Origin of the sequence: Bradyrhizobium sp. (assembly GCF_027451485.1) — a bacterium.
Taxonomy (GTDB): Bacteria; Pseudomonadota; Alphaproteobacteria; order Rhizobiales; family Xanthobacteraceae; genus Bradyrhizobium.
Genome location: NZ_DAIDJE010000061.1, coordinates 37444 through 57106 on the forward strand (window position 1 = coordinate 37444; position 19663 = coordinate 57106).

The following is a 19663-nucleotide window of genomic DNA, read 5'->3' on the forward strand; positions in this document are numbered from 1 at the left end:
TAACTACCTAAAAAAGAACGATAATTATCGGTCGGCATGATATCTGCTGCTTTGCGGATTGCAAACGCCCCGATCAGCCCGCTACCAGTAACCTTACTTGCGGGGCCGCGCTGGTCCCTGTCTGTGCTTTTCCAACGCTGCGATGGTGCATTCCGGGTCCAGAGATGCGATAAAAACGGGAACCTGGCCGGATTGGGCAGGATCAAGAAGAAGTAGCTGAAGCCTCCAGAGATCACTCCGTCATTCACGCCTGAAGGGTTTCCGCTTGTCGTTTCCTCCCATGTCCGCCTCGCTTCCGGCAGGTGCGCTGATCGGATGGATGTTGCTTCTGACCGTCAAGCACGTCATCGCGGACTTTGTGCTGCAAACCTCCTGGATGGCGATCGGAAAGGACCAGAAGACGGGTTGGTTTCTGCCGCTGCTAGCCCACTGCAGCGTGCATCTTGCGGTTGCACTGGCGTTCATCCTGATCGTTGCGCCGCGGTTCTGGTTTGTGGCGCTGATCGATTTCGCCATCCACATCTCCGTCGATCGCTGCAAGGGGCTGGTGTCCTCGCGCCTGGGCGTCAATCAGGAGAACCATCACCCCTGGTTCTGGACCTTGATCGGCGTCGATCAGGCGTTGCACCATCTCACCGGCTTCGGCCTGTCGATCTTCATGACCGCGAACTGATTCGCTGGCGCCGGTTCCGACGTTTTGTTTTCGATCAAGGCCTCCGTGGCACTACTGGGTGCCGTGGTTAACCCTTCGTTAGAGAGTCGCACGGCATCTTCGGCGTCGGGGGATATGCAAATGTTCGAGAACGACTTTTGCCCGATCCGGGATGAACTGCTCGGTCAAATGTATCGCGCCAGCGAGCATGGCCTGCCGCAGCTGGTGGCCAGTGTCTCGCCCGATGTCCGGGCCATGCTGGCGCTGTTCTGCTATCGCAAGAGCCATCTCTATTCGCTGGCGCTCACCATCGCCGGAAGCTGCAGCGAACGCGAGCTGGTTCAGGCCGGGGGCCGCGTCGGTTCAACGCTTTACGCGTTGTCCCGCGAGCCTGCGGCGCGCACCTCGCCGACATCGGTGAACGGCCGCAAGCCGATCACGCTGTCGACCAAGCCGCTGAGGCAGGTTGCTCCGGTCGATGACGAAGCCGACGACGAAGACTTCGTCGAATTCGCAAAAGCCGTCACGGCTTAATTGCTTTACCCTTTCAGGCGCCGGGGTCCGCCAGCGCCGGCAATCCCCATCTCCGGCGCGCCATGGCGCATTCGGCATCGCCCGGCATGCAGGTGCGACAGACCTCCGGCCGAATCGCATAGACGGTGCAGGAGGTCGCGACCCCGATCCGACCTGATAGGGCGGAGCAGCGGTCGCCGTCACAGCGCATGCCGGACCCCCTCGCATTGACCAGGCTTGCCGGAATGAGATCGAGCACTGAATCCTCCTCGGTCGTAAAGCGCGGCCAGTTGCTCGAATAGGCACAGCAGGCGCCGCAGGACTGGCACGGGCTTTCGTATTTCGAGGCCTGAGGGTCTGCGTTCATCATCAGATATCGCTCGGGGCTTCCCAGACGAGGCTCCTTCGCCACTTGGCTCGAAGCAGATCGCGCCGCTCCGGGTATTTCTCGTCAAGGTACACCGCGTCGACGACGCGGTCGGTACGGAAACTGCGAAAATCGCGGCGCAATTCGCACCAGGCGGCGAGCAGCCGGACGGCCTCGAGATATCCGATCGCGATCGGCCAGATCGTACGCTCGCTGTCGCGCCCGTGCTCGTCGCGGTAGCGCAGCGCGATTTTTCGTCCCTCATGGATCTGCGCGCGCGTCTTCACCATGTCGATGCGGTCGGGCTCCTTGCGCCAGCTCGGGCGGGCGTGACTCGTCGGCTCGAGCACGAAGGGCCGCAACCGCTCCGGCACGGTCTCCGCGATTTTTGCAATCAGGTCGGCGGCTGCGCGCGACAGCGTTTCGTCGGCGTGGCTCGCGACCCATTGCGCGCCCAGCACTGCTGCCTCGATCTCGTCGGGCGTCAGCATCAACGGCGGCAGATCGAAACCTTTTTCCAGGATGTAGCCCATCCCGGCCTCGCCGCGAATCGGCACGCGTTGCTCCATCAATGTCGCGATGTCGCGATAGATCGTGCGTTTTGAGGTCTCGAGTTCGGCGGCGATCGCATCCGCTGTCAGCGGTTTACGGGTACGCCGGAGCACCTGAATGATCTGAAACAGACGATCGGCACGTCGCATGTGAGGCTCTTGAGCTTTTTGCGAGAGGGCTGCCGGATGCTGACACCATGTTGGCAGCAGGTGGCAAGTATAACGGGACAACACTCAAATCGAGAGGGGTTTGTCCCATGATCATACTTTACGGCCTCGACCTCTGGGCGACGGTTTCACCGCTGCTGACACCACGGTGGCAGCAGGGCGTGGCTAGCCTGAAGCGGCTTCTCAGGGAAAAGGGAGTGATCCATTGATCACGCTGTATGGCTTTGGCGCCGGCTTTGGCCTGCCGGAAATCAGCCCGTTCGTGACCAAGACGGAGGTCCAGCTCAAGATGGCGGGCCTTACATATGTCAAGGAAAAGGCGCGGCCGACCAGCTCGCCAAAGGGCCAGTTGCCCTATATCCAGGACGATGCGGAGGCGATCGCCGATTCCACATTCATCCGCGCGCATGTCGAAGCCAAATACGGCTTCGATTTCGATGCGCCGCTGAATTTGCAGCAGCGCGCGCAGGCCTGGGCGTTCGAACGCATGATCGAACACCACCTCTACTGGGCGCTGGTGGGCGCGCGCTGGACCAACCCGGAGAACTTCGCCAAGGGGCCGGCACATTTCTTCGACTCCGCGCCGGCGCATATGCGCGAGAGGCTGCGTGAGGACGCTCAATTTCGCGTGGCGGAGAATTACCTGATCAGCGGTCTTGGCCGTCATGCCCCGGACGAGGATGTCGATCTTGCCATCCGCTCGCTGCTGGCGCTATCGGTTCAGCTCGGCGACAGGCCGTATTTGATGGGGGGAACGCCGTGCGGCGCGGATGCGACCGCGTTTGCCGTCGTGGCGGGAATTCTCACCCCGTTCTTCGAGTCGCCCTTGCGCGAACGCGCCCAGCAATTTTCCAATCTGATCGCCTACGTCGATCGCATGATGGATCAATACTATCCCGACTTCGCCTGGACGCGGCTTTACGAGGCGGCGTGAATTTCAGATGAATGTCGCAGTCTCACCGTGCACGCGGCCATCCATAACCACCGATGCCAGTCCGGTCGATGTGAGCCGGCCCGATGCGAAGTGCCTGGCCACGGCATATGGCTATGGCCTCTTGCGTTCGCAGGGACATTCTTCCGCTAATCGGGTAAGTCTGAGGCCAGCGTTTTTCTGAGCGCCGCAACCTCAGTTTCCAGCTCGCCGATCCGTGCATCGCGCGCGGCCAGAGCGGCGGCGACGTCGGCCGCATCAAACTTCTGCGGAATGTGCTGCGGGCAATTGGTGTCCCATGCCGATATGCGGAACAGGATCACCTGTTCAGGCCGCGCCCTGTAACCCTTTGGCATCAGAGATTGCAGTAGCGCCGGGTCGTCGTCGATGACCTTCGCTTCGCCCCAGAGCTTGACTCTGCGACGGCGCGCATAGTCCATCACGAAAATATAGGCCTTGGGATTTTCCGACAGATTGCCCTGGGTGATGTATTGGCGGTTGCCGGCGTAGTCGGCAAACGCAAGCGTGTTCTCGTCGAGAATCTTGATGAAGCCCTTCGGGCCGCCGCGATGCTGGATATAGGGCTGGCCTTCGGCAGAGGCGGTTGCAAGATAGAAACTGGTGGCCTCGCCAAGGAACGCCGCCAGATTCTCATCGATCCCGGTGCGCCAATCGCCGTGCGCAGCATAAGCTTCGCGCGAACCTTTCCGGATCTGAATGGCTTTCACGGCCGGTGTAAATGCGACGTCGCTCGATGCGGCATGAATTGGTGACATCGGAAGTCTCCGTGTCCGGTACTGTGCTCCCTCCAGATGAGGTCGTTTTCGCGATAAAACAATTAGCTCGATTGACACCAGATAATTGCGGATTATGAAACAATGTCATAAATCGGATCGACGCCATGCAGGCCTTTCTCGCGGTTGCGGACCTCGAAGGCTTTGCGCCTGCCGCCCGCAGGCTGGGACTATCGCCTTCGGCCGTGACACGGCTGATCGCGGCGCTTGAGGAACGCCTTGGCGCGCGGTTGTTGCAGCGAACCACCCGGTCTGTTGCCTTGACGGATGCGGGGCAGCGTTATCTGGCGCGTGTCAGGCGAATTCTTGCCGATGTCGAGGAGGCGGAAGCCTCGATCCAGGATGAACGAACCCGGCCGAGCGGGCGGCTTGTGGTGTCGGCGCCGATCGGGTTCGGGCGGCTCCATGTCAGCCCGGTGATGTCCGAATACCTCAAGCGTTACACGGAGGTTTCCGGCGAGTTGCGGTTGACCGATCACATGATCAATCTGATCGAAGATGGCGTCGACCTGGCGGTGCGGATCGGCCATCTCCCCGATTCAAGTCTGGTGGCGCGCCAGGTCGGTGAGATGCGGCGCGTCGTGGTCGCCTCGCCAGGCTATCTCAAGGCCCGTGGTGAGCCGAAGACACCCGAGGCGATCGCGTCGCACCAGACCGTTCAGTTCGGCGCCACGGCAGCTTCGCTCGACTGGCGTTTCGTTCGCGAAGGCAGGGACATCCGTATCGGATCCGTTCCCCGCTTCATCACCAACAGCGCTGATGCAGCGATCCAATATGCGGTCAAGGGCGGCGGCCTGACGCGGGTAATGGCCTATCAGGCCGCGGATGCGCTCAAGCGCGGGCGGCTGAAAATCGTGCTTGCCAAGTTCGAGCAGTCGCCGCTGCCGATCCATGTCGTTTATCCGACCCAGCGGTTGTTGTCGGCGAAGGTGCGCGCCTTCATCGATCTCGTGCTCGAAGTGAGCGACTGGTACTTCGACTGATTCACGCTCCTTTCCTGACGACGCGGAACGTTCCATTCGCCCGCGCAATCACGATGTCGTCCGCCTTGATCAGGCTTTGCGCAAAGAAGATCGTGCCGCCGGTGCGGATGACGTCGCTTTCGACTGAAAGCCATTGACCGATCCCTGCGCCACCGGTGAAATCTATCGACAGGGAGATCGTCACGAATGATGTGACCCAGCCCGTTGCCTGCGCACAACTGTAGCCCATCGCATTGTCGGCCAGCGAGGCTATTAACCCGCCATGGATAAGTCCGCGCGCATTGGTATGCGGCTTTGCCAGCCGCAATCCCATGATCACGGCCTTTTCGGTTCGCCTCGAATAGAGCGGCTCCCATGGATCGGTGAAGGGGCTCTTGCGAAAATGTGGCTCGAAGCCTTCGGGGATATTGGCGGATGTCATGGCCGGCTCGCGTTCTGATGAGCCGCTATTGAAGACAAGCGAGCGACGAAAATCACCGCCTACAAAGTTTTAAACGGGATTTGCTCGCGCTTTGAAAGGGGCTTGAGCCGGCGCTCCGCAGGCGTGACCGGCTAAAACGGCAGCCCCACGTAATTTTCCGCCAGCGAGGCTGCTGCCACTTTCGAGTTCACAACGTAGTCGAGCTCGGCGAGTTGAATGCGCGCGCCGAACGGACCATTGTCGGGGAACTTGTGTAGCATCGATGTCATCCACCAGGAGAAGCGCACGGCCTTCCACACCCGCGACAGCGCTTTCGCCGAATAAGCATCTATGCCCGCGCTTGATCTCTCATCGTAATATTCGCGAAACGCCTGCGCGAGATAATGCGCATCCGATGCCGCGAGATTAAGTCCCTTGGCTCCGGTCGGCGGTACGATATGAGCGGCATCGCCGGCCAGGAACATCCGCCCGAAGCGCATCGGTTCGGCGACAAAACTGCGCAACGGAGCGATGCTCTTTTCGATCGAGGGCCCCGTGACGAGAGTGTCGGCGGCCTTCTGGTCGATGCGTCGTTTCAGTTCGTCCCAGAACCGCCCATCCGGCCATTGGTCGATGTGATCATCCAGGGGGCACTGCACGTAGTAGCGGCTGCGCTTGGTCGAGCGCATGGTGCAGAGCGCAAATCCGCGGTCGTGGTTGGAATAGATCAGCTCAGGGCTGACCGGCGGGGTGTCGGATAGAATGCCGAGCCAGCCGAACGGATACACTCGCTCAAACGTCTCGATGGCCTCGGGCTTGACGCTGGCGCGGCTGACGCCGTGAAAGCCGTCGCAGCCGGCGATGAAGTCGCAGTCGATTTCGTGCGTGACCCCGTCTTTGAGGTAGGAGACGCGGGGATGGTCGGTCTCGAAATCGGTCGGCCTGACGTGATCGGCTTCATAGATGGTGGTCAGCCCGGCCGCGCGCCGCGCGTTCATCAGGTCGAGCGTCAATTCGGTCTGGCCGTAGATCATCACCGTCTTGCCGGTGGGACCGTGCAGATCGATGCGGTGGCGCTCGCCTCCGAAGGCAAGCTCGATGCCTTGGTGGATCAGGCCATCGTGGTGCGCGCGTTGGCCGGCGCCGACCTCGTCGAGCAGCGTGACGGTGCCTTCTTCAAGCAGGCCGGCACGAATGCGCGCCAAAACATATTCGCCTGTGTGACGCTCCAGGATCACATTGTCGATGCCGTAGCTGTACAGCAACTGCCCGAGCAGGAGGCCCGCAGGCCCTGCGCCGATAATCGCGACTTTGGTCCGCAATACCGTCCCTCCCCGATAGTATAAGTTCGCAATGGTGGCCGCCGCCGGCAAACACTGGTAGTTATATCATATAACGGTTTTGGGAAGGCGTGGGAGCGGGTCCTTTCGGAGCAATTGGTTGGTGCGAGGCGGCAAGCGAGAAGATCGGCTGGCCGATCGTCCGCCTCTTCCGGGCGCGAGGTGGCTCGTCTTGAAAGCACAGTGAAACCTTCTATAACATGTTAAATAAATAGAGAGCGGGCCAAAGAAGCCGGCCTTCGTCCAAAGGGAGTGATCGATGAAAAAGGCCTTGCTCGCCGCGCTGCTGGCTGCGCTTGCCTCGCCTGCAATGGCGCAGGAAAAAACCTTCGACCTGAAGATATCGCATTGGGTGCCGGCGTCGCATCCCCTGCAAAAATCGCTGGAGGATTGGGGCGCCGCCGTGGAAAAAGCCTCCGGCGGCACCATCAAGTCGCATGTCTATCCGGCGCAGCAACTGGGCAAGGCGTTCGACCATTACGACATGGCACGCGACGGCATTGCCGATGTCACCTATGTCAATCCCGGCTACCAACCCGGACGCTTCCCGATCATTGCCGCCGGCGAGTTGCCGTTCCTGATGTCGGCGGCCAAGGGCGGTTCGATGGGGCTGGACGCCTGGTACCGCAAATACGCGCCGAAGGAGATGAGCGACGTCAAGTTCTGCCTCGCCTTCATCCACTCGCCTTCCTCCTTTCATTCCCGCACCAAGAAGATCCTTGTGCCCGGGGATATCAAGGGCATGAAGATCCGCCCCGCGGATGCGACGATCGCCAATTTCGTCACGCTGCTGGGCGGCACCAATGTGCAATCCTCTGCGCCTGAAGTGCGCGATATCATCGAACGCGGCGTCGCTGATGCGGTCACCTTCCCGTGGGGGTCGCTGGTGCTGTTCGGTATCGATAAGGTGACCAAGTTCCAGATGGACGCGCCGCTCTACGTCACCACCTTCGTTCTCGTGATGAACAAGGACAAGTATAACGAGATGTCGGACCGGCAGAAGAAGGCAATTGATGACAACTGCAACACGGAAGCTGCCGGCCGCGTCGGCGAACCCTGGGGCAAGTTCGAGGACGCCGGGATCGACAAGGTGAAGGCAGAGGCTGGGCAGGACGTCTATTCGCTGACACCCGAGCAGACCGCGCAGTGGAAGAAGGCCGCCGAACCGCTGGTCAAGACCTGGTCAGACAGCGTCCGCAAGACAGGCGTCGACCCCGACGCGGCGCTTTCGGAATTGAAAGCCTCGCTGACCAAGTACAACGCGCTGGCGCCGTGACGCATGATCCCGAGGCGAAGAGCCGGGTTGCCGCAAAGTGGGCAGCGGCTTTCCGAAGGATCATGCGAGCAAGCGGCAAGGCGCGATGACGATTTCCTATAAGTGCTGTCGCGCTTTGGCCGAGGACCGCCGGGCGGATCGCCGGGATGCTCCATGATGCGCCGATTCATGGATCGCTTCATCGATACGATCGAATGGATCGCTGCCGGCTTTGTCGGCCTCGTTGCCATCGACATCTTCGTTTCGGTGCTGCTGCGCAACCTGTTCAGCTATTCAATTCCCGATTCCTTCGATATCGGGCGCATGCTGCTCGGCATCCTCATTTTTTGGGGCATTGCCGCAACCAGTTATCGCGGCACCCACATCACAGTCGATCTCATATGGGGCAACGTCAGTCCGAGATATCAGCGCTTCATCGACGTTTTCGCGACGCTGGTGCTCCTGTTCGTCGTGACAGTGCAGACCTGGACGCTGTTCGACAAGGTCCGCGGCACCTATCGGGATCACGTCGAGACTTTCGACCTGCACATGCCGACGTGGCCTTTTTTTGCGGTGGCCTGGATCGGGGATGTGTCCGCGGTACTGCTGATCGCAATCCGCACCTACCGGCTGGTCTTCCACCCCGAGGACATGCACGATCCCAAGCTCAAGAGCACGGAGTGAGCGCGGCATGAGCACCGATGCCGTCGCCATTCTCGGATTCGCCGCGCTTTTTCTGCTGATGCTGCTGCGCGTGCCGGTTGGCATGGCAATGGGCCTCGTCGGCGTCTCCGGCTTCGGTTACATCGTCGGCGGCACGCCTGCGCTGAAGCTCGTCGGCCAGACCGCCATGCGAACTGTGACTGACTATACCTTCGGCGTGATCCCGATGTTTCTCCTGATGGGAGCATTCGTCAGCCATTCCGGCATGAGCCGCGACCTGTTTCGCGCCGCCAACGGTTTTGTCGGCCATCTGCGCGGCGGCCTCGGCATTGCAACTGTTGCGGCCTGCGGCGGCTTTGCCGCGATCTGCGGTTCATCGGTTGCGACTGCGGCGACGTTTTCCGCCGTGGCCTATCCGGAAATGCGCCGCTTCGGCTATCCGCAATCCTTCGCCACCGGCGTGATCGCGGCCGGCGGCACCTTGGGGGCGATGCTTCCACCGTCGACCGTGCTTGCCGTTTACGGCATCATCACCGAGCAGGATATCGGCAAGCTGTTCATGGCCGGCATCATCCCGGGCCTGCTCGCGATGACCATGTACATGATCACGATCTCGCTGATCGGCTATTTGCGGCCGGGCTTCCTGCCATCCGGCACGCAGATGTCGGCGCGCGAAACTTTGCTTGCGCTGAAGGATATCTGGGCGCCGGTGCTGCTGTTCATCTTTGTCATCGGCGGCCTCTACGGCCTGCCTTTTCTGCCACGCTTTACGCCGACCGAAGCCGGCGGCGTCGGCGCGACCGGCGCGTTCCTGATCGGCATCTTCACCGGCCGGCTCGACAAGGAGAAGGTGCTGGTCTCGCTGTTACAGGCGACGCGTACGGCGGCGGCCGTCTTCACCGTTCTGATCGGTGCCTTGCTATTCGGCTATTTCCTGACGGTGACGCAGACGCCGCAAAAGGTGACGGAGTTTCTCACCGGCCTTGGGCTCGGTCGGTATGGCGTCCTCGCTCTCATTATGCTGATGTATCTCGTACTCGGCTGCCTGATGGATGCGATGGCGATGATCATCCTCACGGTGCCGATCATCTTTCCGGTCGTCTCGCAGCTTGGCTTCGATCCGATCTGGTTCGGCGTCATCATCGTGATGACGGTGGAACTCGGCCTGATCCATCCGCCGGTCGGCATGAACGTCTTTGTCATAAAAAGCGTCGTCAAGGACGTGTCCTTCACCACGATCTTCAAGGGCGTCTTGCCCTTTGTCGTCACCGATATCATTCGGCTGATCATTCTGATTGCGTTTCCACTGCTGGCGACCTGGTTGCCCCAGCACATGATGGCGCGCTAGGATCTCCCGGCGAGCGAAAAGCCACGAGGTGTTTCGATGGAACCTGCGCTTGCGACCCGATATGTCTTCACCATTACCGCGCATATCGCCGGCGTCACATCGGCCGGGCAGCTCGGCTTCGGCGAGCGCCGCATCATTCCGATCACGGGCGGCGAGGTGCGGGGCAGGGAAATCAACGGCAAGGTCCTTGGTTTCGGTGCGGACTTCCAGATCGTCCGGCCGGACTCCTCGATCGAGCTCGAGGCGAAATACGCCATCGAGACCGATGATGGCGCGGTAATCTACGTCGAAAACCGCGGCATTCGTTGCGGCCCGAGCGAACTGATCCAAAAACTCAATCGCGGCGAGGCGGTCGATCCGGCGCTGATCTATTTCCGCACCGTACCGCGATTCGAAACCGGGGCGGACAAATACCGCTGGCTGATGCAAAGTCTGTTTGTCGCTTCCGCCGCGCGCCACGAGTCGCGGGTCGTGATCGATGTGCACCAGGTGCTCTAGTTTGACGCTTACCCAATGACGAAGGGTCAATGGTGCTGCCGCGATGGGAAAGGTGTACGCCCAAAGGTCTAGACCGAGCCTTTATTGACTCCCGGCAAATTAGTTATAAAACATAACTATTCGGGAGGAGAGCACTGGACATGAGCGCGAAAGCCGACCTGTCCTTGCAGCCGAAAGCCGCGGCGCTGCGGCACGGCAGCGCGCATCCTTTGCGTCCGATTTCATTCGGCGATCCGGTCGTGTCGGTTGATCGCGGCGCCGATGGCACGCTCTATCTCAGGCCGAGCCGCCCGCTCACCGACTACCCGGCGCGGCTGACGGATTCCCTGCATCATTGGGCCGAACGCGCCCCGAACCGCGTTTTCATGGCGGAGCGTGATGCCGACGGCTGGCGCACGATCAGTTACGGCGAATTGCTTGACCTCAGCCGCCATATCGCATCGGGCCTGCTGAGGCGGGGCCTTTCGGCCGAGAAGCCGCTGATGATCCTTTCCGGCAATTCGATCGACCATGCGCTGGTCTCGTTCGGCGCGCTCTATGCCGGTGTGCCGTTCTGTCCGGTCTCGCCGGCCTATGCCTTGATCTCGAAGGATTACGGCAAGCTTTCCTATGTGATGAAGCTGCTGACGCCGGGGCTGGTCTTTGTCGATGACGCGGTTCAATTCGCGTCTGCGCTGACAGCAAACGTTCCCGGCGACGCCGAGATCGTCGTCTCGCGCGGCACGCTGCCGGGCCGCGCGGTGACACGGCTCTCCGAGCTGGCCGCGACGCCGCTGCATCCCGGCCTTGAGACCGTACATCAGGCCGTTGGGCCGGACACCATCGCGAAATTCCTGCTGACGTCGGGCTCGACCGGCAATCCCAAGGCAGTCATCAACACGCAGCGGATGCTGTGTGCCAATCAGGTGATGATCCGCGAAACCATGACGTTCCTGAAGGAAGATCCGCCGGTCATCGTCGATTGGTTGCCGTGGAATCACACCTTCGGCGGCAACCACAATATCGGGCTTGTGCTCGTCAACGGCGGTTCGATGTACCTCGACGCCGGCAAGCCGATGCCCGGCGGCATTGAAGAGACCGTGCGTAATCTTCGCGAGATTTCGCCCACCGTCTATTTCAACGTGCCGAAAGGTTACGAGTCGCTGCTGCCCTATTTGCGCGATGACGCTCATTTGCGTCACATGTTCTTCCGCCGCCTGCAGTCGATGTTCTTCTCGGGCGCAGCGATGTCGCCGCACATCTGGAACAGCCTCGACGAGTTGTCGGTCAAGGAGACCGGCTTCCGTGTGCCGATGCTGACCGGCTTGGGAGCCACCGAAACCGCGCCGCTGTGCCTGCTGGCGACGCCGCTGAGCAGCCGCTCCGGCCATATCGGCCTTCCCGTGCTCGGTAACGACGTCAAGCTGGTGCCCGCCAACGGTAAGCTCGAGCTTCGCACGAGGGGACCGAATATTACCCCGGGCTATTGGCGCCAGCCGGAGCTCACGGCGGCTGCCTTCGACGAGGAGGGCTTTTATAAATTCGGCGATGCCGCCAAGCCCGCGATAGCAGGCGACTTTGCCGCCGGCCTCGATTTCGACGGCCGCATCGCAGAGGATTTCAAGCTTGCCAGCGGCACCTGGGTCAGCGTCGGTCCGCTGCGCGCCCGTTTCATCGCGGCCTGCGCGCCGCTGGTGCGCGACGTCGTGCTCGCCGGCATCAACCGCGATGAAATTGCCGCGCTGGTGGTGCTCGATCCCGATGGTTGCCGCATGATCAATCCGGCACTTCCGTCGAACGACATTTCCGCCTGCGCGCACGATGAGCAGGTCCGCAGCGCGTTCCGGCAGAAGTTTGCGGCCTTTCACTCCGCGGCAACCGGCTCGTCGACGCGGGTGGCCCGGGCGTTGCTTATCGATACACCGCTTTCGATTGATCGCGGCGAGGTCACCGACAAGGGATCGATCAACCAGCGCGCGGTGCTCGAGCACCGCGACGCCCTGGTCGAGTTGCTTTATTCATCTGGAATTTCCGACAGCGTGATAACGCCTTCGGCCACAGAAGCGTTGAGGAGGACAGAATGCAATTGAAGGACCAGGCCGCAATCGTCACCGGCGGTGCATCAGGATTGGGAGCGGCGACCGCGCGGCGGCTTGCGAAGGAAGGTGCAAGGGTCGCGGTGTTCGACCTCAACACGAAGCTTGCCGAGACGGTCGCCGAGGAAATCGGAGGCGTGGCGGTGACCTGCGACGTGTCGGATGCGGCCTCGGCGGAAGCCGCGGTCGCGACCGCTGCGAAAGCCCATGGTCCGGCTCGGGTGCTGATCAACTGCGCCGGCATCGGCGTCGCCAAGCGGGTGGTCGGGCGTGAGGGGCCGATGGCGCTTGCCGATTTCGAGCGCGTCATCAAGGTCAACCTCATCGGCTCCTTCAACATGCTGCGGCTTGCCACCGCCGAGATGTCGAAGCTGGAGCCGCTGGCGGGCGGCGAGCGCGGCGTGGTGGTCTCGACCGCCTCGGTCGCCGCCTATGACGGCCAGATCGGCCAGTCCGCCTATTCGGCCTCCAAGGGCGGCATCGTTTCGATGACGCTGCCGATCGCGCGGGAGCTTGCGCAATTCGGCATTCGCGTGCTCGCGATCGCGCCGGGTCTGTTCCTGACCCCGCTGCTCGCCATGCTGCCGCAGGAGGCCCAGGATTCGCTCGCCGCCTCGATTCCGTTTCCCCGCCGCCTCGGCGATCCAAGCGAGTTTGCCTCGCTGGTGATGCAGATGATCGAGAACCCCTACCTCAACGGCGAGGTGGTGCGGCTCGACGCCTCGCTGCGCATGGCGCCGAAATGACGTTCGTTCACCGGCGCGATGTGCAGATCCAGTGGGGCGATTGCGACCCCGCCAACATCGTCTATTACCCCCGCTATTTTGAAATGTTCGACGATTCGACCTCGATCCTGTTCGAGGCCGCCGGCTTCTCCAAGCAGGACATCGTCAAGAAGTACGGGCTGGTCGGCATTCCCATGGTGGATACGCGGGCGAAATTCCACATCGCCTCGACCCATGGCGACTGGATCACGATCGAAAGCCGGGTCGAAAGCGTCAAGCGTTCAAGCTTCGAGGTCACCCACAAGGTGTTCAAGGGTGAGGCACTGGCGATCGAGGCGTTCGAGACGCGGGTGCTGGTCGGGCGCCACCCGGATGACCCAAGCCGGCTGAAATCGGCGCCGATGCCGGAGGAGATGGTGGCGAAATTCGCCAAAGGATAGGTTGTCCGGTCCAGCAGAGCAGAGCGATAAGTAACAACATTCAGGGAGGGAATTGATGAACAAGATGCTTCTTGCGGCCGTTTCCGCTGCGGCGCTCGCGCTGCCGGCAACACCCAGCGCCGCGCAGTCCAACGAAATCACCATCGGCATTACGATTTCCACCACGGGGCCAGCGGCCGCGCTCGGCGTCCCCGAGCGCAACGCGCTCGATTTCGTGCCGAAGGAAATCGCCGGCGTGCCGCTGAAAGTGATCGTTCTTGACGACGGCGGCGATCCCACCAACGCCACCACCAATGCACGCCGCTTTGTCACGGAATCCAAGGCCGACGTCATCATGGGATCGTCGACCACGCCGTCGACCATCGCGGTGTCCAACGTCGCCAATGAGGCCGGCATTCCGCATTTTGCCCTTGCGCCATTTCCGGTGACGCCCGAGCGCGCCAAATGGTCCGTGGTGATGCCGCAGCCAATACCGATCATGGGCAAGGTGCTCTACCAGCACATGAAGGCGCATAACGTCAAAACCGTCGGTTATATCGGCTACTCAGATTCCTACGGCGATCTCTGGTTCAAGGACTTCGAGAAGCAGGCGGAGCCGATGGGATTGAAGCTGGTGGACGAGGAGCGCTTTGCGCGGCCGGATACATCGGTCGCGGGCCAGGTGTTGAAACTTGTGGCCGCTAATCCGGATGCCATCCTGGTCGGCGCCTCCGGCACCGCCGCTGCCTTGCCGCAGACGACATTGCGCGACCGCGGCTATAAGGGCCTGATCTACCAGACCCATGGCGCCGCCAGCATGGACTTCATCCGCATCGCAGGCCCAGCAGCCGAGGGCGTGATCATGGCCTCCGGCCCGGTGATGAACCCGGAGGGCCAACCGGATTCCGCGCTAACCAAGAAGCCGGGTCTGGCCTTGGATACGGCGTATGAAGCCAAATATGGTCCCAACACCCGCAGCCAGTTTGCCGGCCACTCCTATGACGCCTTCGAAGCCCTCAAGCGGCTTATACCTGTCGCATTGAAGAGCGCCAAACCCGGTACGCCCGAATTCCGCGAGGCGATCCGTCAGGCGATGATGAGCGAGCACGAAATCGCAGCGACGCAAGGCGTCTACAACTGGACCGAAAAGAACCGCTCCGGCCTCGACGACCGCTCGCGCATCCTCTTGACGGTGAAGAACGGCAAATACGTCCCGGCGATGTGAAGGACGCAGGGGGGTCTCCCCTCTAGAGGAAGATATTGTGCCGGGCAGGGCATCATAAAGGCCGCGAGCCGATCGGCTCGCGGCCAGTTTGGTTGCGCCGACGCCGATAGGGCTAATTGACGAAGCTGAGATAGGACGCGAGCGCCTCGATTTCGTCAGGACCCAGGTGGCTCGCTACCAGCGGCATCGGCGAGCCGGCCGTGGAATGATATCCCTTGTTCCACTGCTCGAGCCGCGCTTTGACGTAGAAGTAGGCAAGTCCCCCGAGCCGCGGGATGTCGCGGATTCCCTCGCCATTCGGACCATGACAGGCGTAGCAGGAAACGATGTTTGCTTCCGGAACCCCTTCCATGAAAATCCGCTTTCCTTTGGCTGCGAGCGCGCTGTCGCCGTCATTGGCCGGTTTTGGTGCGATTGAGGCAAAGTAATTGGCAAGATCGCGCGCGGTATCCGGGTTGAGCGCAGCGACCGCATTCCACATGTACTGTCTGGAGAACGGATTGTCGCGCGTGTGATCGTGGAAGCTTCGGATCTGGTTCAGCGTGTATTGCGGCCGCTGGCCGGCGAGGCGGGGCGCGACCGTATAGCCTTGTGCGTTTGCACCATGACACCAGGTGCAGTTGCGCACCGCTGGACTATCGCCGGCACCTGCCGGGACGGCGGAGACCAAGGTTGCGATCGTCGCAGCAATCGCCAGTTTCAGTCCAATGCGCTTCATGACCCCAGGCTTTCGCGCTTCATCCACTCGCAGACACGCCGGCGTGTGCGGCGACAGCACTCATCGCAAGTTGCTGACATAGGCTGCCACCGCTTCCACCTGTGATCGCGTCAAGTTATGCGCCGTCGGTGCCATGATCGCGGACGTATCGACCGCCGTGCCTTGGCCGCGCTCCTTACTCCAGCCCGTCAACTGGCCGACCATGTAGGGATAGAGCTGACCGGCGAGCCGCGGAATTTCGTGCTGCCCGTGGCCGTCCTCACCATGACAGGCGGAGCAGGCCGGGACGTTCGACTCGGGCAAGCCTTCCTCAAAAATTTGCTTTCCCAGCGCCACGGCGCGCCGCGGCGCGCCGTCAGAGGGCGGGGGATTGAGATGGTAGAAATGATTGGCGAGAGCGGAGATCATCGATGGGCTCAGCACGTGCGCCACATTGAACATGACCGGGTTGCTGCGCCTGCGTTCGATGAAGGCGCGCAATTGGGCCTCGATATATTCGGGTTGCTGGCCCGCCAGGCGCGGCATCGGGAAATAGCCGAGATAGCCCTGGCCCGAAAGGCCGTGGCAGGTCTTGCAATATTCGAGTTTGGATTCGAAGCCGCCCACAGCCGGCGCCTTCCTTTCCTGCGCGCGGGCGCTTTGGCACAAAGCGGTCGCCAGGATCGAGGTAAGCACGGCGAAGCAGAGGCCAAGCGTCGCCATGCGGCCGCCTCTCCTGCCGTCCGGTAGATCCGCTTCGACTGCTGAACGACTTGCCAACATCACCAGCCGGATGCCCCGATATGGAAGTTGAAGCCAACCTTGACGACCTGAACGCTCTGCCTGACGTTCAGGGTGTTCGTCAGGGCGCTGAACTGATCGGTCATCATAATATTGCCGTTGCCGAACCCGTAATAGTCATACTCGACGTTCATCGACCAATGCCGCGTGAAAGCCCAATCGACGCCGCCGCCCGCGATCCAGCCGTAGCGATTGTCTGCACCCTGGAAGTGGAATGGCCCACCGCCGTTGAAAGTGCCGCCGCTGACATCGTATTTGTCGCCGGCGACCGCAACGCCGCCGCGCGCGTAGACGAGGACCCTGTCGAACGCGTAGCCGATTCGGCCGGTCACGCCGGCCAGAAAATCATTGTTGGCCTGAACGAGCGCGCTGTCGCCAGGGAGCCCCATCGGAAGGCCAACGAGCGAACTGCCTTTCATGGTGGTGCCTGACGCGCTTCCTTCGATGCCGATGACGGCATTGCCGGCGAATTGATAGTCGCAACCGATCTGGCCGCCGATCACGGCGCCGGTCGGTGTGGTGGTGACGGTGGTCACGCCGGCCGTCGTACCCGGCGCAATCAGCGTGTCCTGCACGAGCTGCACCGGATCCGTCATATCCTTGGTGCCCCTGCCACCGCCGACGTGGCCGCCGACATAGCATCCGGTCCAGCTGAAAACGGGAACGACCGGCATCTCCGCTTTCATCGGCAAGTCGGCAGCGATCACCGGCGTTACGAGGCTGCTCGCGAGCGCGGTCACCTGGAGGAAAAGAGCTCTTTTCATCAGACCATCTCCGGATCCGGTCCCGTCCGCCTACATCGCAAACCAGGCATGGAGGAACAGGGTGTTGTTGTCGCTGGCGTTGACGGTGGTGCCATTGAGCTTGTTGTAATAGGTGTATTGCAGCCCGATCCGCGCGTTGAACCACGGCCATCCGATCATTTTGCCGGCGCCGAACGGAATGTAGGCGATCTCCGCGGTCCAGCCGTTGGTGTTCGGCGTGAGAGCAATTCCCGTGTTCGGATCGGTGCCGTACAACCCGGCGTCCGCGGTCCCCCAATTGCTGAAATACTGTCCCGTGAAGACGACCCGGTTGTCGGCCCCATAGGCAATCGAGCCCTGCAATTTCAGGCTGTTGAGCGTGTCGTTTGCATTCGTTGGTCCGTTCGGCCCCAGCCCGTTGGCAAACGTCGCATCGAGCTGCTGATATTCTCTGATATAGCTGCCGCGCAACGTCAGCCACCAGTTGTCGCCCTGATACTGATATTGAGTGTCGAAGCCGACGTCAGTAAATCTGTCGGTTTGCGGAAATACTGCGGTCGACCAGGTTTGGAAGCTGGAATCGACCCAGGGATGGACATCGAACTGCCCGCCAAAGGCGCCGACCATGAGCGTGTGGCGCCCCCAGTGGGGCTCGAGTGCGACGCGCCAATAGGGCGAAATGCCGCCGAGCTGTCCGGGCGCACCGAACGGGTCCGTGCCGAGGTCGTTCTGCGCGCTGAACCCTAAGGTCTTGTAACCCGTCAATTCCAGGTAGAGCAGGTCGTTGATGAAGGTATAGGCGCCGACGCCACCAACATGCGCCGCGAACGCGCCCTCCATAACCGTCCCGGGATATTGCGGACCGAAGATATTGGAGACGGCGTAAGGGAAGCTCCACGCCGGCGTGGTGTTCCAGACGTCCTGCACCGTCGGATTGTTATTGGCTGTGATTCCGTAGATCATATCGAGCGGGCCGATATGAGCGGTGTTGGCGTAACGAACGTCGGTGTTGTCCCACGTCCAGGTATGGCGATCGAACGGATCGGCCGAGGGGCCTGGCCCGATCGCGTTATAGGTCACTTGCGCGAACGCACCGACATGGTCGGTGATCGCGCCGCCCCAGAACGCGCTAAACGGCGAAAGCACAACGTTATTGTTCTGGCTGTACGGATCCGAAGGCCCGATCAGAGTGCCCAAATCAGCCTGGGTGTGCGTATAGCCGACGATCGCCATCATCGAGACCGGCGGGACCCAGTCCTTGTCTTCTTCCGGCTTTGACGAAGGAGCTTGTGGCGGCAGCGACTTCACATACCCCATCATCTTGTCGTATTCGGCACGCGCATCGCGCGCGATCTGCGACGAGAATGGATTGGTGCGGAATTCTCCGCCGCCCGTCGTGTAGCCAAGCAATTTGAAGCGACGGCCGTAGGGTGTCAGCGCCGGAAAATCGGTGTGGCAGGTGCCGCATGGCTGACCGGTCTGGCGCGCGAAGCTGGGTAGCGCCTGAGCTGACGGCGCAAAGCCGATGGTCAGCGATGCTGATAGAACGAAAATCTCTGTGAGAGCGACGACGCCCGCTCGAACAGGATTGATGCAATTGCCCCAATATGCCCGCATAACAATCTGCTTTCGACGCGCCCGCCCAATTTTGCGTCGTGGCAGCAGTAGGCCAAGGATTGGATCAAACGCCAAGTGCCTTTCGCGCTGTTTGCACACAATTGCGGATCATCGCGACAATGTTGCAACGACCGTTGCGTATGCAACGTTTGCTTGTGCAGGGGAAATCAGGTTTTGATTGATCTGAATCAATTGATCGAAAAAATTAGCTGCTGCAACTTTGCAAGTCTGATCGAGATGGGGGGATTGAATGCATTCCAGGTCGTTGTTGCTGGCTACGATCCTTGTGGTTCTGACGAACCCCGCGGCTCGCGCAGAAGACAAGGCCGCGGCCTCGACGGTGAGTCCGCAGGCGCTCAAGGCCAAAACCGATTACTGCAAGACGTGTCATGGCATAGATGGCCAGGGATTTCGTGGATCGTTTCCGATGCCGCGATTGGCCGGACAGCAGCCGGAATATATCGCCAACCAGCTTCAGGCCTTCATCGACCGCAGGCGAACCAATCCTGTGATGAACAACGTCGCCCACGCTCTCGATCCGGCGATGGTCAAGGCACTTGCCGGTTATTTCCAGAACCTGAACCCCAAGCCGCTGGGAGGAGGGTCGAAAGCGCTCGTCCCGGAGGGAAAGAAGATCTACGAAGAGGGCGTGCCAAGCGCCAACATTCCGCCCTGCGCATCGTGTCACGGACCGGAAGCCAAGGGCGCCGACGCGTTTCCGCGGCTCGCCGGCCAACTCCCCGACTATATTCTCCGGAAACTCTCCAATTGGGACAAGGAGCGAGGTCAGAACAAGGATAAGCCTGACAATTCCGCGATCATGGAGCCGATCGCGCATGGTCTGACGGAAGCGCAAATCAAGGCTGTTGCAGCTTATGTCAGCCAGCTCGAGTAAAGC

The 19663-nt window shown here is 61.2% G+C and carries 22 protein-coding genes; 13 read left to right on the top strand and 9 right to left on the bottom strand.

Annotated features, from left to right (window positions below; translation table 11 throughout):
• The first annotated feature begins 319 nt into the window (after window positions 1-319).
• Window positions 320-673, top strand: coding sequence for a DUF3307 domain-containing protein (locus NEZ08_RS08740; protein WP_298106273.1), 354 nt, complete (start codon window positions 320-322; stop codon window positions 671-673).
• A gap of 120 nt (window positions 674-793) precedes the next feature.
• The gene (locus NEZ08_RS08745; protein ID WP_298106211.1) at window positions 794-1186 is read left to right on the top strand and encodes a hypothetical protein; all 393 of its coding nucleotides are present in this window, start codon (window positions 794-796) and stop codon (window positions 1184-1186) included.
• A gap of 13 nt (window positions 1187-1199) precedes the next feature.
• On the opposite strand, the gene NEZ08_RS08750 is transcribed toward NEZ08_RS08745, so the two are convergent.
• Both NEZ08_RS08750 and NEZ08_RS08755 read right to left on the bottom strand, forming a co-directional pair.
• A complete protein-coding gene (locus NEZ08_RS08750) occupies window positions 1200-1532 on the bottom strand; it encodes a YkgJ family cysteine cluster protein (RefSeq protein ID WP_298106274.1) in 333 nt (110 codons plus the stop codon).
• A 2-nt stretch (window positions 1533-1534) separates the two neighbouring features.
• Entirely contained in the window at window positions 1535-2233 is a 699-nt protein-coding gene (locus NEZ08_RS08755; protein ID WP_298106212.1) for a YafY family protein, read from the bottom strand.
• Window positions 2234-2456: 223 nt separating this feature from the next.
• Here NEZ08_RS08755 and NEZ08_RS08760 point away from each other — a divergent pair, with 223 nt between their 5' ends.
• Window positions 2457-3185, top strand: coding sequence for a glutathione S-transferase family protein (locus tag NEZ08_RS08760; RefSeq protein ID WP_298106213.1), 729 nt, complete (start codon window positions 2457-2459; stop codon window positions 3183-3185).
• Between the two features lie 146 nt (window positions 3186-3331).
• Here NEZ08_RS08760 and NEZ08_RS08765 read toward each other — a convergent pair whose 3' ends face one another.
• A complete protein-coding gene (locus tag NEZ08_RS08765) occupies window positions 3332-3958 on the bottom strand; it encodes a pyridoxamine 5'-phosphate oxidase family protein (RefSeq protein WP_298106214.1) in 627 nt (208 codons plus the stop codon).
• A gap of 107 nt (window positions 3959-4065) precedes the next feature.
• On the opposite strand from NEZ08_RS08765, the gene NEZ08_RS08770 reads away from it, so the two are divergent.
• Window positions 4066-4959: a LysR family transcriptional regulator gene (locus NEZ08_RS08770; protein WP_298106275.1), complete on the top strand. Its 894-nt coding sequence runs from the start codon at window positions 4066-4068 to the stop codon at window positions 4957-4959.
• Window position 4960: 1 nt separating this feature from the next.
• On the opposite strand, the gene NEZ08_RS08775 is transcribed toward NEZ08_RS08770, so the two are convergent.
• Window positions 4961-5380 (bottom strand): PaaI family thioesterase, encoded by a 420-nt coding sequence (locus tag NEZ08_RS08775; protein WP_298106215.1) that lies wholly within the window; start codon window positions 5378-5380, stop codon window positions 4961-4963.
• A gap of 131 nt (window positions 5381-5511) precedes the next feature.
• Entirely contained in the window at window positions 5512-6681 is a 1170-nt protein-coding gene (gene pobA / locus NEZ08_RS08780) for a 4-hydroxybenzoate 3-monooxygenase (protein ID WP_298106216.1), read from the bottom strand.
• Between the two features lie 277 nt (window positions 6682-6958).
• Between pobA and NEZ08_RS08785 the strand changes: the two genes are divergently transcribed.
• The 8 genes from NEZ08_RS08785 (at window position 6959) to NEZ08_RS08820 (ending at window position 14907) form a co-directional block, all read left to right on the top strand.
• Complete coding sequence (locus tag NEZ08_RS08785; protein ID WP_298106217.1) at window positions 6959-7975, top strand: TRAP transporter substrate-binding protein; 1017 nt, start codon at window positions 6959-6961, stop codon at window positions 7973-7975.
• A gap of 153 nt (window positions 7976-8128) precedes the next feature.
• Complete coding sequence (locus NEZ08_RS08790) at window positions 8129-8638, top strand: TRAP transporter small permease (RefSeq protein WP_298106218.1); 510 nt, start codon at window positions 8129-8131, stop codon at window positions 8636-8638.
• 7 nt (window positions 8639-8645) lie between these two features.
• Window positions 8646-9965 carry a TRAP transporter large permease gene (locus NEZ08_RS08795; RefSeq protein WP_298106219.1) on the top strand — a complete coding sequence of 440 codons (1320 nt, stop codon included), beginning with the start codon at window positions 8646-8648 and terminating at the stop codon, window positions 9963-9965.
• A gap of 36 nt (window positions 9966-10001) precedes the next feature.
• On the top strand, window positions 10002-10463 hold the full coding sequence (locus tag NEZ08_RS08800; protein ID WP_298106220.1) for a DUF3237 domain-containing protein: 462 nt from the start codon (window positions 10002-10004) through the stop codon (window positions 10461-10463).
• A gap of 140 nt (window positions 10464-10603) precedes the next feature.
• Entirely contained in the window at window positions 10604-12532 is a 1929-nt protein-coding gene (locus tag NEZ08_RS08805; protein ID WP_298106221.1) for a feruloyl-CoA synthase, read from the top strand.
• Window positions 12523-13284 (top strand): SDR family NAD(P)-dependent oxidoreductase, encoded by a 762-nt coding sequence (locus NEZ08_RS08810; RefSeq protein ID WP_298106222.1) that lies wholly within the window; start codon window positions 12523-12525, stop codon window positions 13282-13284. Before NEZ08_RS08805 ends, NEZ08_RS08810 begins: the two co-directional genes overlap by 10 nt.
• Window positions 13281-13703 carry a thioesterase family protein gene (locus tag NEZ08_RS08815; RefSeq protein WP_298106223.1) on the top strand — a complete coding sequence of 141 codons (423 nt, stop codon included), beginning with the start codon at window positions 13281-13283 and terminating at the stop codon, window positions 13701-13703. Before NEZ08_RS08810 ends, NEZ08_RS08815 begins: the two co-directional genes overlap by 4 nt.
• A 55-nt stretch (window positions 13704-13758) precedes the next feature.
• Window positions 13759-14907, top strand: coding sequence for an ABC transporter substrate-binding protein (locus NEZ08_RS08820; RefSeq protein WP_298106224.1), 1149 nt, complete (start codon window positions 13759-13761; stop codon window positions 14905-14907).
• Window positions 14908-15019: 112 nt separating this feature from the next.
• On the opposite strand, the gene NEZ08_RS08825 is transcribed toward NEZ08_RS08820, so the two are convergent.
• Genes NEZ08_RS08825 through NEZ08_RS08840 form a run of 4 tightly spaced genes read right to left on the bottom strand, consistent with a single transcriptional unit; the run spans window position 15020 to window position 18765 of the window.
• Window positions 15020-15625 carry a c-type cytochrome gene (locus NEZ08_RS08825; protein ID WP_298106225.1) on the bottom strand — a complete coding sequence of 202 codons (606 nt, stop codon included), beginning with the start codon at window positions 15623-15625 and terminating at the stop codon, window positions 15020-15022.
• Between the two features lie 60 nt (window positions 15626-15685).
• Complete coding sequence (locus NEZ08_RS08830; protein ID WP_298106226.1) at window positions 15686-16327, bottom strand: c-type cytochrome; 642 nt, start codon at window positions 16325-16327, stop codon at window positions 15686-15688.
• Window positions 16328-16386: 59 nt separating this feature from the next.
• Complete coding sequence (locus tag NEZ08_RS08835) at window positions 16387-17169, bottom strand: outer membrane beta-barrel protein (RefSeq protein ID WP_298106227.1); 783 nt, start codon at window positions 17167-17169, stop codon at window positions 16387-16389.
• A 30-nt stretch (window positions 17170-17199) separates the two neighbouring features.
• Complete coding sequence (locus tag NEZ08_RS08840; protein ID WP_298106228.1) at window positions 17200-18765, bottom strand: cytochrome C; 1566 nt, start codon at window positions 18763-18765, stop codon at window positions 17200-17202.
• A 250-nt stretch (window positions 18766-19015) separates the two neighbouring features.
• On the opposite strand from NEZ08_RS08840, the gene NEZ08_RS08845 reads away from it, so the two are divergent.
• Complete coding sequence (locus tag NEZ08_RS08845; RefSeq protein WP_298106229.1) at window positions 19016-19660, top strand: c-type cytochrome; 645 nt, start codon at window positions 19016-19018, stop codon at window positions 19658-19660.
• Window positions 19661-19663: the final 3 nt, after the last annotated feature.

Bases quoted from the DNA above. Each gene is read 5' to 3' on its own strand.
- NEZ08_RS08740 (WP_298106273.1), top strand. From the start codon at position 320: ATGTTGCTTCTGACCGTCAAGCACGTCATCGCGGACTTTGTGCTGCAA.
- NEZ08_RS08745 (WP_298106211.1), top strand. From the start codon at position 794: ATGTTCGAGAACGACTTTTGCCCGATCCGGGATGAACTGCTCGGTCAA.
- NEZ08_RS08750 (WP_298106274.1), bottom strand. From the start codon at position 1,532: ATGAACGCAGACCCTCAGGCCTCGAAATACGAAAGCCCGTGCCAGTCC.
- NEZ08_RS08755 (WP_298106212.1), bottom strand. From the start codon at position 2,233: ATGCGACGTGCCGATCGTCTGTTTCAGATCATTCAGGTGCTCCGGCGT.
- NEZ08_RS08765 (WP_298106214.1), bottom strand. From the start codon at position 3,958: ATGTCACCAATTCATGCCGCATCGAGCGACGTCGCATTTACACCGGCC.
- NEZ08_RS08775 (WP_298106215.1), bottom strand. From the start codon at position 5,380: ATGACATCCGCCAATATCCCCGAAGGCTTCGAGCCACATTTTCGCAAG.
- NEZ08_RS08785 (WP_298106217.1), top strand. From the start codon at position 6,959: ATGAAAAAGGCCTTGCTCGCCGCGCTGCTGGCTGCGCTTGCCTCGCCT.
- NEZ08_RS08790 (WP_298106218.1), top strand. From the start codon at position 8,129: ATGATGCGCCGATTCATGGATCGCTTCATCGATACGATCGAATGGATC.
- NEZ08_RS08795 (WP_298106219.1), top strand. From the start codon at position 8,646: ATGAGCACCGATGCCGTCGCCATTCTCGGATTCGCCGCGCTTTTTCTG.
- NEZ08_RS08800 (WP_298106220.1), top strand. From the start codon at position 10,002: ATGGAACCTGCGCTTGCGACCCGATATGTCTTCACCATTACCGCGCAT.
- NEZ08_RS08805 (WP_298106221.1), top strand. From the start codon at position 10,604: ATGAGCGCGAAAGCCGACCTGTCCTTGCAGCCGAAAGCCGCGGCGCTG.
- NEZ08_RS08810 (WP_298106222.1), top strand. From the start codon at position 12,523: ATGCAATTGAAGGACCAGGCCGCAATCGTCACCGGCGGTGCATCAGGA.
- NEZ08_RS08815 (WP_298106223.1), top strand. From the start codon at position 13,281: ATGACGTTCGTTCACCGGCGCGATGTGCAGATCCAGTGGGGCGATTGC.
- NEZ08_RS08820 (WP_298106224.1), top strand. From the start codon at position 13,759: ATGAACAAGATGCTTCTTGCGGCCGTTTCCGCTGCGGCGCTCGCGCTG.
- NEZ08_RS08825 (WP_298106225.1), bottom strand. From the start codon at position 15,625: ATGAAGCGCATTGGACTGAAACTGGCGATTGCTGCGACGATCGCAACC.
- NEZ08_RS08830 (WP_298106226.1), bottom strand. From the start codon at position 16,327: ATGGCGACGCTTGGCCTCTGCTTCGCCGTGCTTACCTCGATCCTGGCG.
- NEZ08_RS08835 (WP_298106227.1), bottom strand. From the start codon at position 17,169: ATGAAAAGAGCTCTTTTCCTCCAGGTGACCGCGCTCGCGAGCAGCCTC.
- NEZ08_RS08840 (WP_298106228.1), bottom strand. From the start codon at position 18,765: ATGCGGGCATATTGGGGCAATTGCATCAATCCTGTTCGAGCGGGCGTC.
- NEZ08_RS08845 (WP_298106229.1), top strand. From the start codon at position 19,016: ATGCATTCCAGGTCGTTGTTGCTGGCTACGATCCTTGTGGTTCTGACG.